Annotated in this window: 12 protein-coding genes; 2 read left to right on the forward strand and 10 right to left on the reverse strand. The window is 44.9% G+C overall.

Features of this window, described 5'->3' with window-relative positions; translation table 11 throughout:
- Nucleotides 1-288 precede the first annotated feature (288 nt).
- The 3 genes from LCM11_RS12300 to LCM11_RS12310 are packed head-to-tail and all read right to left on the reverse strand — an operon-like array spanning nt 289 to nt 3,451.
- A complete protein-coding gene (locus tag LCM11_RS12300) occupies nt 289-1,893 on the reverse strand; it encodes an ABC transporter permease (RefSeq protein ID WP_224894585.1) in 1,605 nt (534 codons plus the stop codon).
- Complete coding sequence (locus LCM11_RS12305) at nt 1,893-2,798, reverse strand: ABC transporter ATP-binding protein (protein ID WP_224894586.1); 906 nt, start codon at nt 2,796-2,798, stop codon at nt 1,893-1,895. Before LCM11_RS12305 ends, LCM11_RS12300 begins: the two co-directional genes overlap by 1 nt.
- 29 nt (nt 2,799-2,827) lie before the next feature.
- Nucleotides 2,828-3,451 carry a TetR/AcrR family transcriptional regulator gene (locus LCM11_RS12310; RefSeq protein WP_224894587.1) on the reverse strand — a complete coding sequence of 208 codons (624 nt, stop codon included), beginning with the start codon at nt 3,449-3,451 and terminating at the stop codon, nt 2,828-2,830.
- A gap of 230 nt (nt 3,452-3,681) precedes the next feature.
- Between LCM11_RS12310 and LCM11_RS12315 the strand changes: the two genes are divergently transcribed.
- Complete coding sequence (locus LCM11_RS12315) at nt 3,682-4,848, forward strand: hypothetical protein (RefSeq protein ID WP_224894588.1); 1,167 nt, start codon at nt 3,682-3,684, stop codon at nt 4,846-4,848.
- A 67-nt stretch (nt 4,849-4,915) separates the two neighbouring features.
- On the opposite strand, the gene LCM11_RS12320 is transcribed toward LCM11_RS12315, so the two are convergent.
- From LCM11_RS12320 to LCM11_RS12330, 3 genes are all read right to left on the reverse strand, one after another.
- On the reverse strand, nt 4,916-5,440 hold the full coding sequence (locus LCM11_RS12320; protein WP_224894589.1) for a DUF421 domain-containing protein: 525 nt from the start codon (nt 5,438-5,440) through the stop codon (nt 4,916-4,918).
- 114 nt (nt 5,441-5,554) lie between these two features.
- Entirely contained in the window at nt 5,555-6,436 is an 882-nt protein-coding gene (locus LCM11_RS12325; protein WP_224894590.1) for an NAD(P)-dependent oxidoreductase, read from the reverse strand.
- Nucleotides 6,437-6,555: 119 nt separating this feature from the next.
- Nucleotides 6,556-7,359, reverse strand: coding sequence for an alpha/beta fold hydrolase (locus LCM11_RS12330; protein ID WP_224894591.1), 804 nt, complete (start codon nt 7,357-7,359; stop codon nt 6,556-6,558).
- Nucleotides 7,360-8,074: 715 nt separating this feature from the next.
- Between LCM11_RS12330 and LCM11_RS12335 the strand changes: the two genes are divergently transcribed.
- Nucleotides 8,075-8,221 carry a hypothetical protein gene (locus LCM11_RS12335; RefSeq protein WP_175477859.1) on the forward strand — a complete coding sequence of 49 codons (147 nt, stop codon included), beginning with the start codon at nt 8,075-8,077 and terminating at the stop codon, nt 8,219-8,221.
- A 73-nt stretch (nt 8,222-8,294) separates the two neighbouring features.
- Here the strand turns inward: LCM11_RS12335 and cysI are convergent, their stop codons facing one another.
- Genes cysI through LCM11_RS12355 form a run of 4 tightly spaced genes read right to left on the reverse strand, consistent with a single transcriptional unit; the run spans nt 8,295 to nt 13,313 of the window.
- On the reverse strand, nt 8,295-10,010 hold the full coding sequence (cysI, locus tag LCM11_RS12340) for an assimilatory sulfite reductase (NADPH) hemoprotein subunit (protein WP_224894592.1): 1,716 nt from the start codon (nt 10,008-10,010) through the stop codon (nt 8,295-8,297).
- A 24-nt stretch (nt 10,011-10,034) separates the two neighbouring features.
- On the reverse strand, nt 10,035-11,858 hold the full coding sequence (locus tag LCM11_RS12345) for an assimilatory sulfite reductase (NADPH) flavoprotein subunit (protein ID WP_224894593.1): 1,824 nt from the start codon (nt 11,856-11,858) through the stop codon (nt 10,035-10,037).
- Nucleotides 11,859-11,884: 26 nt separating this feature from the next.
- The gene (locus LCM11_RS12350; RefSeq protein ID WP_224894594.1) at nt 11,885-12,691 is read right to left on the reverse strand and encodes a uroporphyrinogen-III synthase; all 807 of its coding nucleotides are present in this window, start codon (nt 12,689-12,691) and stop codon (nt 11,885-11,887) included.
- Complete coding sequence (locus LCM11_RS12355) at nt 12,684-13,313, reverse strand: NAD(P)-binding protein (protein ID WP_224894595.1); 630 nt, start codon at nt 13,311-13,313, stop codon at nt 12,684-12,686. The genes LCM11_RS12350 and LCM11_RS12355 overlap by 8 nt, the downstream gene beginning before the upstream one ends.
- Nucleotides 13,314-13,315: the final 2 nt, after the last annotated feature.

The following is a 13,315-nucleotide window of genomic DNA, read 5'->3' on the forward strand; positions in this document are numbered from 1 at the left end:
TCCCCATAATCGTAAAGGGGCGGAAGGGAACGGTGAAGACTCCTGCGGGATGAACATGATCGGTGAGATCCCGCAGGGCTGTTAAGCCCGAGGAAGCTCAGCACATGCCCGCGGAAAGCTAGCCGTTCCCTGGAGCCCCTTTCTCCACACAATATCTCGAAACTGAGTCTTCAACTAATCGGCCCTATTGTGTAATAAGTCTCTTCTGAAAAATCACCCATAATCTTTTAAAGAGTCAATAAAAAAAAGACGCTTTTCATATAGAAAAGCGTCTTTTAAATGGACATTTTACCCTTGTATATCACGACGCCGATAGCTGATAAATCCGCCAATCATTAAGACGGCAGCTATTATGGTGAGCACAATAAGCACGAGTGAATTTACATCTTCAATGGGAACTTCAGGGACGTGTCCGAACGGAGTCAGATTCCCTACCCATTCATCGAATTGAAAAACTCCTCCTAAATAAACTACGAAAAAGGAATAGCCAAGGTACAGCCATGTGATGCCGGTAAATTTCGGCAGTAAGCCTGTCAAAAGAACAGCGAGCCCAATGAATATCCCAAGAGCCGGCATATAAACCATCGCAGCACCATAGATGGTGGCGAGTGAAGGTCCATCTTCCAATACCGCCATAGCTGCTGAGCCGAGGCCAAGGGCTGCGAGGGATAACATGACAAACCCAACGATTAAGGAGATCAGCATGTAGCTTGCAAGCAGCCGGTTCCGTGAAACGGCTCTTCCTAATAAATGCTCCGTTCGCCCTTTTTTCTCCTCCCCTCTCAGCTTAAAAACAGCCATAAGTGCAGGGATTGTACAGATCATAGCGATAATCGACATCAGCTTTGCAATAAACTGCTCCGTTAACGAGCCGCCTTCCAATCCACTCAATAAATCTTTCATAATCTCCATATCTTCAAAAAACGTATCTAAATCACCAAAGATTGATCCATAAGAAGCACCAATTAACAACACGCCGACAGCCCAGGCGATAATTCCGGTACGCTGCATTCGAAGCGCAAGTCCTATAGGGCTTTGCAGGGCAGCGGAGGCTCTGGTTTTACCAGGTCTTGATGGTAAAAAGCCTGCATCCAGGTCGCGAATGGAATTGATATACAAAGACACCAGAATAAGAATAAGAGATACTCCAAGAGTCAGCAGTACCGGCCACCAGTAATCATTGACATACACTTCCGTACCTGTAACCCAGCCGAGAGGCGATAACCAGGAAAGCGTCTCATTACTCACATCTCCAATAGCCCGAATAAAGTAAGCTGCGCCTAGTGCTGCAAACGACAGGCCGATCGTTCCACGCGAGCTTTCGGACAACTGAGAGAAAAAAGCGGTAATGGCAGAGAATATGATTCCTGTAGCGCCTAACGCTGCTCCATATAAGAAAGAGCCTGCTAAATCGATGCTTTCTATTCCTAATGCATACAAGCCGGCAGCTGTCAGAAGCGCAAGCAGGATGTTGACTCCGATCACCACAATTAAAGTAGCATTCAGACTCGCTAAGCGTCCGGCAGGCAGGGAACGGATTAATTCAAGACGACCATCCTCTTCTTCTGCACGGGTGTGACGAGCTACGAGTAAGATACTCATAATGGCTACGGTAACTGCAGTGAAAAGCAGCATCTGATGGGCAAGCATAGCGCCGAACGTATAATCATCAAGGCCATAACCTTTTCCAACCATAGCGGTCATCGCAGGATTAACCATGGTCTGGGCTATGGTCTGTCGATTTTCTTCAGTAGCATATAACCCCGTGAAGGCCTGGGCCGTCAGCAAGGTAATTCCGGAAAGCGACAGCAGCCAGATAGGTATTCGGAAACGGTCCTGCCGCAGTAGAAAGCGGCTGAGCACCCCTGTTTTACTCGACATTTGCTTAAACATTACGCTTCACCTCCGTCTCCTGTGCCTCCGGATTCATAATGACGCATAAACAGGTCCTCTAATGTTGGGGGAGCGCTCTCAAGCTTCACAACCTCGTAGGAGCTGATATGCTTGATCACCTCGTCCAGCTGTTCGGTATCCACTTGGAACGAAAGGGCACGATCTTTTTCTTTCACATCGTGCACGCCAGGGAAATCTTCTAAGGAAGGAATGGGCTGTTTCGTTTCAATCAGAAGATGAGTTCTCGTTAAATGACGCATCTCTTTTAAGGACCCCGTTTCAATCATCTGTCCCTGACGAATAATACCAATCCGGTCGCATAACTTTTCGACTTCCGAGAGAATGTGGCTCGATAACAGAATACTCTTTCCTTCCTTTTTAAGCTCCGCTACGCTTTCCTGGAAGACTCGTTCCATAAGCGGATCGAGCCCGGAAGTAGGTTCATCGAGAATATAAAGATCCGCCTCAGAAGCCAAAGCTGCAATCAAGGCTACCTTCTGACGATTACCTTTCGAGTAAGTTCCGCACTTTTTAGAAGGATCCAGATCGAACTTCTCGATCAGCTGATCTCTCCTGTTCGATGGGTTTCCACCCCTCAGTTTTACAAAAAGGTCAATGACTTCTCCGCCTGTTAAATTCGGCCATAGATTCACATCTCCCGGAACATAAGCCAGACGTTTATGAATCTCCACAGCATCTTTCCAGGCATCCATTCCGAAGATTTCAGCTTCTCCTTCTGTAGCTTTTAACATACCGAGCAGAACACGAATGGTCGTAGATTTACCCGCTCCGTTCGGACCGATAAAACCGTACACCTCTCCTTTATTCACCTCAATATTCACTCCATCGAGCGCTTTGAAATCGCCGAATTTTTTGGTGAGCTTTTTAGTACGTAGTACAGACATGATCCATCCTCCTTTTTTGTAAAAGCGTTTTACTTATAAAAAGAATACTTGAGAACTTCAATATAACGATCCAGCTCCCGCAAAGTTTCTTTCAAATCTATTTCTTCAATACTCAAGCCTTTAAATTTAGCCTGCTGCTTATAAGCAAATCCTTCAATTGACCAGATGATGATTTCGATGGTTCTGGATACGTCTAAGTCTTCTTTGAATTTTGACCTGTCTATATCCTGGAGCATTTCACGGTAATTATGGTTGATAAATTTTTCTTTGCGGCTGTTCAGTTCACTTTTAACCTCCCGTGAATCCTCACTCATAGCTGCATTAAGAAAGTTAAATATATGCTCATACTGATGAAAAAGCTTGATTTTTAAAGCAGCGATCTGCCGGTGCCTGCTGAAAATATCTTTGTCTTCCCAATCGACTTTCAGCTGCATTTCCTTTAAAAAGAGTTCAACAAAGTAGTCATACAACGTTAAATATAATTCTTTTTTATTGGTAAAGTAATGAAATAAAAGCCCTTTCGATATACCAGCTTGTTTTACAATATTATTGGTTGATGTATTTTTATATCCATTTTGAGCAAATTCTTTCATAGCCGCATTTAAAATACGATCCTGTTTTTCTTGCTCTAAAGCAAGGAATTTTGGTTCCATACCTTCCCTCCCATCTGTTGACCAGTTCGGTCAATTACATCTTACTCCTATTGACCGAATTGGTCAACAGAAATTCTCGACTAAATTCCCCCATAACCTTCCACCTCAGGTCATCCATAATATGGATGACCTGAGGTGGAAAGTTATTCCATAAAATCCCCTAAAAGTGATCGTACAAAAGTTCTATTTCTGATAAAATGGAAAACCAAGGAAGGGGGCCCAAAACCTGTATGAAGAAATATTTACATAGCATCTTATTGACCTTATTTCTATTATCAGCGTGTTCCAATGAGGAATATGATCAAGCGATGGATCAAGGCATCGAAAGTCTTGGGAATGAAGAATATCATCAAGCTGCCGTTTACTTTGAACGGGCTAAGCAGGAGGAGGATGACAAGGAAGCAAACGCTTATTATCAGCAGGCAACTGCTATGGACGAGGCCAATGAATCCTATAATCAGCAAGCCTATGACCAGACGTTAACTTCTTTGGAGCTGGTATTGGAAGTGAATCAGGGATTAGATACCGTTCAAAAAGAAGCTGAAAAAATGAAAGAAAAAATTCTAAAGGAAAGGGAATTAACAGCTTCTTTGGAAAATTATTTGCATAAATTGGAGCAGGATATCGAGAAAGGCAACACGGAGAACGCCAAACAAACTTATGAGAAGCTGAAAGGTAAACTGGAGAAGCACCCTTCTCTTCAAAGTTACCAGTCGCAGCTAAGTCATTTACAAAACGAGCTGGAAAGTCTTCTGGAAGAAAGTAAAGATTCCCAACTAACAAAAGAACCTGAACCAGAGGCTTCAGAAGCTGAGGAGAGTGCAAAGGAATCTGCCCAAGAGTCAGAAACAGAGAATGATAAAGAAATTAAACAAGAAACCTCTCCAGACCAGGAAGAGTCAGCAAAACAAGAGGAGTCTTATGAGGAGAACGACGCCTCTGAACCTTCTAATGAAGAAGAAACAGAAAAAGAACAGGAGAAAGAACCAGATATGACTTACACCACTTATAGCAATGAGCGTTTTGGTTTCTCATTTGAATACCCAGACTTTCTATCGATGGCTCCTCCTCCTACAAATGGAGATGGTGTAGAGCTCTATAGCAATGATGGTCTCGAGTTGACCGCTTATGGAGCTCACGTCTTGGACCCCTCGAAAGATATTGACGATTATTATAATGAGGCTACTGCTGAACTTAAAAATATCGCTTATCAGAAAAAGACAGATGACTGGTTTGTTTTATCTTATAAATCGGGAGACCAAATAACTTACTCTAAGTTCTATCTTGGTGAAAGCCAACTTAATAGCCTTACGATCACCTATCCTGATAGCCAAAAAGAAAAATATGATCCCATTACCACGCGAATCTCCAAAAGTTTCAGCTCGAATACAAATTGAGTAATAACCAAAAAAACCCACCTCAGGTCATCCAGAATCTGGATGACCTGAGGTGGGTTTTTTTTCCTTATTCACTATTTCTACTCCATCCCTCAACGTCTTTCAGGGAACTTTGGCCGTTCTGATGTTTGTGTTTAATCACGGAAAATGTTCCATCCGTCTCAAGTACAACAGCTTCTGCTTCTTCTACGGATGCCAGACCACCTGCTCTAATGGCCTGCCTTACTTCATCTTTCTTTACGCGTTCTTTCTTAAGGACCTTCTCCATGTACTGCCCATGATACAGAAGAAGCTGAGGTTCTCCTTTGATAAGAGATGTAAATCCTTCAGACCGTACTTCAAGCCATGTTACGGCAAATTGAAGTACAATCAGCATGCCCAGTCCAGTAAGCCCCTCTACAATCGTCATTTTGTTCGATAACATGACGGATGCGACCACCGAACCAATCGCTACCGTAATGACCATATCGAACATATTCATTTTTGATAATGTTCGTTTACCTGATATTCTCAGCATAAAAATTAACGCAGGATAAACGGTAAGCGCCATGATGATGATTCGTATCACACCGTTCCACCCATCAAATAACATACAATCCCCTCTCTCCTTTTTACCCAATATCCTCCGAATTCCACAAAAAACCAGCTAAAAAACTTTTGGCCTATAAAAAGGAGTCTCTGGGATCTCCAGAGACTCCTTACTCCATTATTGCGCGGCCATCATTTTATAGTATTTGTAGAGCGCCTGTGTTCCATCGTTGCTTCCGCCCGCTTTACTCAGTTCGTCATAAAGCGATTTTGCAAGCTTAAGGCCGGGAACCGGCAGCTCCATCTGATCCGCTGATTGAATGGCAATTTCCATATCTTTAATAAAGTGTTTTACGTAAAAGCCAGGGTCAAAATCATCATTGATCATTCGTGGTCCCAAGTTGGATAACGACCAGCTTCCCGCAGCTCCGAATTCAATTGACTTCAGCACCGTTTTTGGATCTAATCCGGCTTTTTCAGCATACGTAATGGCTTCGACCACCCCCATCATATTGGAAGCAATGCCAATTTGGTTGCACATTTTCGTATGCTGGCCCGCTCCTGCCGGCCCTTGAAGCACCACATTCTCTCCCATCACTTGAAATACGGGAAGTAATTCCTCAAAATGGTCAGCTTCTCCACCTGCCATAATTGTTAGTTTTCCCTGCTTCGCCCCTGTGTCTCCCCCGGAAACCGGAGCGTCGTAAGCATGAAGACCGCGGTCCCTTGTTTTTTCGTATATCTCTTCGGCCAGCTGTGGAGAAGAGGTGGTCATATCGACCACGTACGTTCCTTCTTTTGCATTATGTATAATTCCATCTTCCCCGAAGTACACTTCTTTCACATCACTTGGATAGCCTACCATCGTAATGATTATTTCTGCTTCTTTCGCAAGCGCAGCCGGATTTTCCTGCCACTGTGCCCCTTCACTTAACAATTCTTCAGCTTTCTCTTTCGTCCGTGTAAACATCTGTACTGGGAAACCTGCTTTCATCAGATTGCGTACCATACTTTTCCCCATTACGCCTGTTCCAATAAAGCCAATCACTGGTTTCGACATATCACTTCATTCCCTTCTCCTTGTCGTTAAATTGAGTATATCAACTATGACTTTGGAAAGACAGAATATGGATTTTTAAAAAAGACGATTTCTGCGTAAGAAATCGCCCTTTTCATTTCTTATTTAATTAATTTAAGCAGTTCTTCATTAAACTTCTCTTTCTGGTCATAAATCAAACCATGACCACTGTTTTCAAAGGAAACAAGCGTTGCTTGATCGATCCCTTCCTCTAATTGTTTGGAAAATTGATAATCACAGATTTCGTCATTGGTCCCGTGCAGCAGCAGTGTAGGAACGTTAATGGAGCTGAGTTCATCGCGAAGATCTTCATCACGAAGCGATTCAGCACTTGCAATGGTACCATAGGAAGAAGCTTCAAGAGCCAGGCCAAGGAACCATTCTTTAAGCGGTTCTGAGATTTGGGAATAATAGAAGTTGCTGCCGAATTCCGTTAAGGCTGCAGGACGGTCATTTTGAATCGCATAAATGAGTCCGTTCACGTCTTCTTTTTTCATGCCATATGGATAACCGTCACGCTGAGTGAAGCTTGGTGCTGCAGCTCCGGCCAGAATTAATTGAGCCAGCTGATCATTCGCATACTTCGAAGCGTAGCGTATGCTGATTGGTCCGCCCATGGAGAATCCTAACAGGAAGAAGTTCTCGAGCTTCAATTCCTCAACTACGACTTTAATGTCGTGAGCAAAGGTATCGTAATCGTAACCAGATGCGGGTTTGTCCGATTGGCCATACCCTCTCAGGTCTATGCCAATGAAGCGGTAGCCTTGCTTTGGCAGCTCGTTCATCTGGTATTCAAACATTTTGTGATTCAATGGCCAGCCGTGGATAAAAACGATTGGCTGTCCTTCGCCTATATCTTCTACAAATACGTTAACATTCTGTTCTACTTGTATAAATTTACCCATTTTATTCCACTCCTTTTTAAATTCACAGATATGTTCCCATCGGAAGAACCGTTCAAACCCCTACACCGGCCTATCATCAGACAATTCAACTCCTTACATACCTATAGCCTCTGTAAAAGTCATGGACGGTTATATCGAAGACTTATTACACAATAGGGCCGGATAGTTGAAGAATCGACTTCGAGATGTTTTTGGTCCTTTACTTCATATAGAGGAGGGATGGATGTGGAAACAACTCGTCTAGTTCCATCACCCAGACACTCGAGACATAAGCCGCTCATCAACGGATTGAAACGGACACTTCTATAAGTGAGGTGATCGTTCTGGATAAGTCTAAAACCCTTATATATCAGGGATTGTACACTTAAATAAGCTAGATGTTCTTTTGTTCTCCGGTTAATTATAGGATGCATTTTTGCAGGATTTCGAGTTTCTGATTTGGCAAGTCCGGAGGGGGATGATGGAGACTCCTGTGGGATAAACATGATCGGTAAGATCCCGGAAGGCGAAGCCTGAGGAAGCTTACCACATGCCCACGGAAAGCGAAATCATCCCCCGCAGGACTGTCCTCTCAACCCAAATATCTCTAAACTGAGTCATCAAGTAACGGGAGCTTTACTGTTGGATTACCCTATAATAAACCTTAGTTATAAATTCAGTCCGATCTACCCATACTAGATACGAATAAAAATTCTCTGAGATGGGATGGAGTTATATGAACGGAAAATACATTATTTATCACCAGGTAACCGGCGGCGTTATAAAAAAAGCAACCATCTACGCGCCTCATCGGGAAACCGCTAAAAAAACCTATTTAGCTAAAAACCCTAAAGCGAAAATCACGCACGTGTTCACGGTCTAATTTAATTACTCTGATAATAAACAATCAAGCTGGCTCCCACCGGATCCAGCTTGATTGCTATTATTGCTCTATATTAAGGATGAAAATCCAGACCGGACTGCACTTCTTCAATGTAGCCGGCGCGAATGACATAATCCCCGAAATGCTCATTCTCCTGTCGCTCTTTCGCGTATTCGAACAGCATCGGTTTGATCGTTCCTAGAATCTCTTCTTCGCCAATGTTTTCTTTATACAGCTTATTCAGACGATTTCCTGTGAAACCTCCGCCTAAATACATATTATACTTGCCAGGTCCTTTTCCAATAAAACCGATCTCACTGAGCGCCGGTCGTGAACAGCCGTTAGGGCAGCCGCTCATTCGGATCACAATTTCCTCATCCTGAAGACCCGCTTCATCAATCACATCATCCATTTTATCAATTAAGGATGGCAGGTAGCGTTCTGATTCCGCCATCGCAAGTCCGCACGTTGGAAAAGCGACACAAGCCATCGAATTTCTGCGCAGGGCTGAGTTGTAGCGGCCGTCAGTCAGGCCGTACTGTTCTGCCAGCTCATCTATTTCCTGCTTTTTCTCTTCTTCCACGCGCGCAATGATCACGTTCTGGTTCGGAGTGAGACGGAATTCGCCGTCATGAACTTTCGCAATTTCGCGAAGACCCGCCATAACCTGATTGTCCTCGGAATCCTTGATACGTCCGTTTTGGATAAATAACGTAAGATGCCATAGACCATCGCCTTCAACCCATCCATAGCGGTCGCCATTATGGTCGAACGTATAAGAACGCTCTTCTTCAAGTTCCCAGCCGAGGCGGTCATGAAGTTCCTGACGCACCCAGTCAAGTCCATGGCGATCCACCGTATATTTGAACCGGGCATTTTTTCTTTCCGACCGATTTCCGTAGTCACGCTGGATCGTTAATATTTTCTCAGCCACATCGACAATTTTTTCAGGCTCGCAGAATCCGATCACACGTGACACTTGCGGATACGTATTCGTGTCGCCGTGTGTCATCCCCATACCGCCGCCGACAGCCACATTAAAGCCTTTCAGCTCATTGTTTTCCACGATCGCAATAAAACCAAGATCCTGGGAATAGACATCAATGTCATTGGAAGGCGGTACGGCGATTCCGATTTTGAATTTACGCGGCAGATAAAGCGATCCGTAAATAGGTTCGACCTCGTATTCGTCCTTGCTGTCTTCCACTTTTTCTCCATCCAGCCAAATCTCATGATACGCCTGCGTGCGCGGGAGCAAGTGTTCACTTACCTTTTTCGACCATTCAAATATTTCGCCATGAATATCCGATTGATAAGGATTCGCATTACACATGACATTTCGGTTTACATCGCCGCAGGCAGCAATCGTATCCATCAGCGAATCGTTGATCATTTGAATCTGCTTTTTCATATTCCATTTCAACACGCCGTGCGTTTGGAACGTCTGCCGGGTGGTCAGCTTCAGTGTATGATGGCCATACGTGTTGGCAATCTCATCCATCACGAGCCACTGCTCCGGCGTCGCCACTCCGCCCGGTAAGCGGACACGCGTCATAAATTGATAAGCAGGCTCAAGCTTCTGCTGCTTACGCTCCTGCCTCACATCCCGGTCATCCTGCATATAACTGCCGTGGAACTTCATCAGTTTTGTATCTGAATCCGGCACACTGCCGGTAATTGGATTTTGCAGACTCTCGACAAGCGAGCCCCGTAAATACCGGCTTTCTTTCTTAATCCCTTCCATTTCACTAGGAGGACCATGCTGCTGACTGTCTCTTTCTTTACTCATCCTATCGCTCCTTTCCCTTCTCTATTAATAAACATCGCGCTGATAGCGTTTTTCTTTTCTTAATTTATCGATATAAGATTCCGCATCTTCACGGGACATGTTACCTTCTTTTTCAGCAATCGTGATTAAAGCTTCATGAACATCCTTCGCCATATACTTTTCATCACCGCATACATACACATACGTCCCGTCCTGGAGCCATTGATAGACTTCTGCGCTTTTCTCAAGGAGGCGGTGCTGCACGTAAACTTTTTCTTCGTTATCACGTGAAAAAGCAACATCCATGTTCGTTAAGACGCCTTCATTTAACCAGCGCTGCCACTCGACCTGGTATAGAAAATCGCTCACGAAATGCTGTTCGCCGAAGAACAGCCAGTTCTTTCCGGGTGCTTCCATTTCCTCTCGTTCTTCAAGGAAGGAACGGTACGGGGCGACCCCTGTGCCGGCTCCAATCATAAGCACCGGTGCCTCAGGATTTTCCGGAAGTTTGAAGTTCGGATTTTTCTGGACAAAAACAGACAGCTGATCGCCGTGATTCGCGCGCTCAGCGCACTGAATGGAGCAGACACCTAACCGGTTGCGACCGTGGGCCTCATATCGCAGAGCACCAATGGTCAGATGAACCTCCTCAGGATTTGCGGCCTGACTGCTCGCAATGGAATACAGGCGGACAGGAATTTTACGGAGGATACCGATGAAGTCCTGCACGGTCCCTTTCCACGGACCAAAATCCTGAACAAAATCAAGCAGATCCCGCCCATAAATATAGGCTTTCCACTGCTCAGAATCCTCAAGCAGCTCCTTCAGCTGTTCGTTATCCGTCAGTGTCTGTGCTTTTTCAAGTAAAGGTTTTGTTAAACAAGTCGTTTCATACGTCGAAAGGAGCGCTTCTCTTAAGGAACGGATTTCCCCGTCCTTATTGATCGGCACGGATTCCTCTGGATTCCAGTCCATTTCCTTAATCAGTTGATCGACAAGCGCTTCATCATTTTCCGGGAAAATCGCCAAACTGTCTCCTGGTTCATAAGAAAGGTTTGAGCCTTCCAAATCAAGCTCCAGATGACGCGTTTCTTTATTGGACCCGCGTCCATTTAAATTTATGTTTTCCAGAATCTCCGCCTGAAAAGGATGGGCACGGGAATAAACCGGCGTATCATCCGCTTGAACTGTCTGGGTATTGCCAGTTGGAGTCTGGCTGCCACCTGCCGACTTCTGCTCATTTAATAAAGCGAGTACGCCATCAAACCATTCACCGGCCGGTTCTTCAAAGTCAAGGTCACAGTCGACTCTAGGATAAATCCGCTCTGCTCCGAGTTCCTCAAGCTTCTGATCAATATCTTTACCTGTTTGACAGAAGAATTCATACGAACTGTCCCCTAAAGAAAGAACAGAGAATCGCACACCGTCCAGTTTCGGAGCACGTTTGCTGAATAGAAAATCGTAGAAAGAAAGGGCATTATCCGGTGGATCCCCATCTCCATGTGTGCTCGTAAGTACCAGCAGATCTTCTACTTTCTTGAGCGCTTTCGGTTTGAAATCATCCATCGATGATACCGTAACTTGATAGTCCTGCTCTTTTAATTTAGCTGCATATTCATCAGCTAGCGCCTGACAATTGCCAGTATGAGATCCGAATAAGATTGTAATTTCTCTCGTCGCTTCCACTGTTGTTTCCTGGATCTGTCCGCCCGCTTCCGGGACTTGAACCGCCGTATCAGCTTCAGTGGCTGCACTGGATAAATAACCGCTCAGCCATATCTTCTGCTTTTCATTCAACGTCGGCAGTAAACGGTTTAACAGATCCGCTTGATCCTGATTAAATGGGCTGTTCATAACCTCTAATGGCAAAAAATCCACCTCCTGTAAAAAATCGATTAATAACTTTGGGTCAGCTGTTTAAAGTATTGATTCAGTTTAACCACCATGGCCCCCATCTTCTGATTTTCCGGCTGGAGAACTTCAGTAATTCCCTGATCTTCCAGCTCTTTCGCTGTTACTTTCCCAACCGCAACCGCCAGTACCTGGTCATTAAACTTGCGAATTAAGGTTTCCTGATCTTCCTTATCCTCAAATAAATTTTTCACTTGTGTTTTACTTGTAAATATAACCGCCTGAGCGGATTGATCAAAAATCTCCATTTTTAATTCCTGAAGATTGGCTGTTTTCGGTGGTTCAAATGAGTAAGGCTGAGAGAGATAAACCTCATAACCCATTTCTTCCAGGGTCAATTTCCACTTCGCATCGTCAAGGTTATATGCTTGAAGAAATACGGTTCCCCGCTCCGGCTCCCCACTCAGTTCCTTCATCAGCTCAGCCATCGTACCATCAGCAGCCAGTCGGTCCGGCTGCAGTTGATGTTCTTTCATCCAGTCCGTTGTTTTCTTGCCTCGTATGGCCAGACGACTGGTTCTTAATTTTTCTATAAAATCCTCATGCACCTCGTTCTTTAGAGCCGAGTCGGCAAGCGTTCTGGCTCCGATTCCTGTCGTTAAGATCACCCAATCAAAGGAACCTGAGATCAAATCGCGGACGTTGCCTGCACTTGTGGATTCATCCAGGTTCATTTTTCCCTGAATGGAATAAACGACTGGTTCACCGCCGAAATTCCGGATCAGCGTTCCGATTTCTTCCGCTCTTCGATCAGCGGCTACGGCCACCCGCTTTCCTTGCAGTTCACTCATCGCGATCCCCTCCTTCTGTCTGCTTAAGCCATTTCAGCATGTGCTGCTGCTTCGCTTCATTCCCATAATCTTCCTCTACGAGCTGTTTAAGGATTTCCTGTTTCTCTTCACTCGAAAGACGGGATCGTTTAATGTACAAGCGGCATGTGTACAAGAAGTCAACATAGTCCTCATAAGTATGATCATACTTATGCTCGAGTTCCTCTTTCATTCGGGCCGAAAGCTTTGGGCTCGCTCCTCCCGTCGAAACCGCGATCGATAGTCTGCCGCGTTTAATATGACCTGGAAACTGAAGGTTGCCTCGTTCCGCCTGTCCGGTGACATTAACGAGCGGAATGCTTGAGGAAGATTGCCATACCTGTTCGTTCACGCGTTCGTTATCAGTTGCAATCACCACTATGTAAGCTTCTCTTATATCCTTAGGCTGGAAGGTTTTCTTCTTCCAGACGACTTCAGCATCCTCAACCATGGCACGCAGTTCTGAAGTTAAGTGAGGGCTCACAATCGTAACCTGCGCCCCGCTTTCAATTAATGTGCGGGCTCGTTTACAAGCCACCTTTCCCCCTCCAATAATGACGGCCCTGCGATTTTCCAGCTGGACCATGAGCGGTGCGAATGCCATAC

The organism is Halobacillus halophilus (assembly GCF_020171985.1).
Classification (GTDB): domain Bacteria; phylum Bacillota; class Bacilli; order Bacillales; family Halobacillaceae; genus Halobacillus; species Halobacillus halophilus_A.